The sequence below is a fragment of the Nocardia vinacea NBRC 16497 genome, assembly GCF_000308835.1.
Classification (GTDB): Bacteria; Actinomycetota; Actinomycetes; order Mycobacteriales; family Mycobacteriaceae; genus Nocardia; species Nocardia vinacea.
Genome location: NZ_BAGN01000185.1, coordinates 1 through 2131, shown reverse-complemented (window position 1 = coordinate 2131; position 2131 = coordinate 1). Strand labels below are relative to the sequence as shown.

Genomic DNA, 2131 nt, shown 5'->3' with positions numbered 1-2131 from the left:
TCCAAACCGGAATCGTGGGCCACCAGGTCGAAGACCGCGTCCACACAGGCCTCTGTGGCCTGCTCGACCCGGCGCTGCACCTGCGGCTCGCTGATCAGATCGGATTCGAAAACCAGTCGGAAGCCCTGCATCTCGTTGTCGACGAAATCGAAATAGGCCTGTACCGCGGCGCGCACGCGCTGCCGGTTGTCGGTGGTCGAGCGCAGCGCCTGGCGCACACTCGACACCAGCATGTCGACGTAGTTCTGCAGCACCGCCAAGTAGAGCTCGAGCTTGCTGGCGAAGTGCTGATAGAGCACCGGCTTGCTCACTCCTGCGCACTGCGAGATCTCGTCCATACCCGCGGCGTGGTAGCCGCGCTGGACGAACACCTCACTGGCGGCCGCGAGTAGCTGTTGACGACGCTCGTCACGCGGAAGCCGGGTACCGCGCTTGGTCGGCGCCATGGCATCGGAGGACGTTTTGCGGGACGTCATCCGGTCCACGAGGTCAGTCATTTTTCGGCTCTCCCAGTCGATGCCCCGGCAAATTGGGGTGTACACCGGGTATCCCAAGAACGATACCCGGTTGTACCGCATCTGCAGATCGGGGCTGCAGATGCGGTCCACTCGGTGAGATATATCGCACCGCTTGCGACTGCTCGCAGGTCGCTCGAAAGGGTCGGCATCGGGCGTGGAGATGTACTCGAGCCGGGGGTATTGCGCCCTGTGAGACGCTGGTTGACGTGACCGACCGACCGGAAAGACCCTCCGGCGCCGGGCGCAGTGCGCACCGCCGGGCTGGCTCCACCGCGTCCGGTTCCGTAGTCTCGGGCCCTGTGGAAAGGCCAGGCCCCGAGGTGCGTACAGGGGCAGCCACCCGAAACGGTGCCGCTGCCCAGGACGGCGCCGAGGGTGAGATCGAATGGAGATCCGGTTCGCCACCGCGGGATGAGAACGGTGTCGCGGTCTATGACCCGCTCGGTTCGTCCGACCCAATGGTCGACCGTTCCTATCAACCGCTGCGGGCTCGCTGGGATCCCACCGCACCCGACGAGAGTCGTTCCCGCGCACCGAGACCCGAGCGCGATACCAAGAAGCAGAGCGCGGTCGGTCGTTTCATCCGCACCTATGGTTGGCGTGCTTACGCACTTCCCGTACTTTTCGTGGTGACCGTGCTGGTGATCGTGGACGCGGTGCGCGGGGGCACCGATCCGGCGCATATGCCAGGCGGGGCACCGGGATTCGGACGATTGAGCCCGCGTGCGGCATCCGCGGGAATCATCGGCGCACCGCCCGGCGACGGCCACTTCCCGACGAATCTGCCGACCGGCGCGCTGCCCGACGGCGGACCGTTCACCGAAACCGGTACGGGCACATGGCGTGTGGTGCCGGGGACCACCGCGCAGGTGGGCACCGGATCGGAATTCCAGTTCAAGTACACCGTCGAAATCGAGAACGGCGTGGACACTTCCGGATTCGGCGGGGACGAATCCGTGGCCAAGTTGATCGACAGCACCCTGGGCAATCCCAAGAGTTGGGCGCACGACACCAAATTCGCCTTCCGGCGCATCGATCAGGGCGAACCGGACTTCCGCATTTCGCTCGCCTCCCGCGAATCCTCGCGCAAGGCTTGCGGTTTCGATATTCCGATTGATTCCTCCTGCTTCAATGCCGATCTGCGGCGAGTGGTGCTTTCGGAGGTGCGCTGGGTGCGCGGTGCGCTGGCCTTCGAGGGCGATATCGGTTCCTATCGGCAGTACCAGGTCAACCACGAGGTCGGCCATGCCATCGGCTACCACCAGCATCAGCCGTGCGAGACCGACGGCGGGCTCGCGCCGGTGATGATGCAGCAGACCTTCGGCACCAAGAACAACGACATCGCCGCCCTCGATCCGGACGGTGTGGTCCCGATGGACGGTAAGCGCTGTCGCTTCAATCCCTGGCCGTATCCGCGCGGCTGAGTTGTTGGCCGCGCCTTCGGCGCGGCGTGTTCGCGGCCCCCTGTGTCTCGCGTCCGAGCCGTCGAGACTCGCGACTTCGTCGCATGCGCTTCGACGACTCGGACGCGAGACGGGCCGCGAACGGGTCGCTCGTAAGACTCGCTCCGTGGTGGTCACCGATGGCGGATCGTTTGGCCACCGATGCATGCG

Annotated in this window: 2 protein-coding genes; one reads left to right on the top strand and one right to left on the bottom strand. The window is 65.3% G+C overall.

What is annotated here, in order from left to right:
• The coding region (locus ON44_RS26055; protein WP_040694836.1) for a TetR/AcrR family transcriptional regulator at window positions 1–497 on the bottom strand (497 nt) is incomplete at its 3' end.
• 341 nt (window positions 498–838) lie between these two features.
• Here ON44_RS26055 and ON44_RS26050 point away from each other — a divergent pair.
• Window positions 839–1942: a DUF3152 domain-containing protein gene (locus ON44_RS26050; RefSeq protein WP_373283210.1), complete on the top strand. Its 1104-nt coding sequence runs from the start codon at window positions 839–841 to the stop codon at window positions 1940–1942.
• Window positions 1943–2131 lie beyond the last annotated feature (189 nt).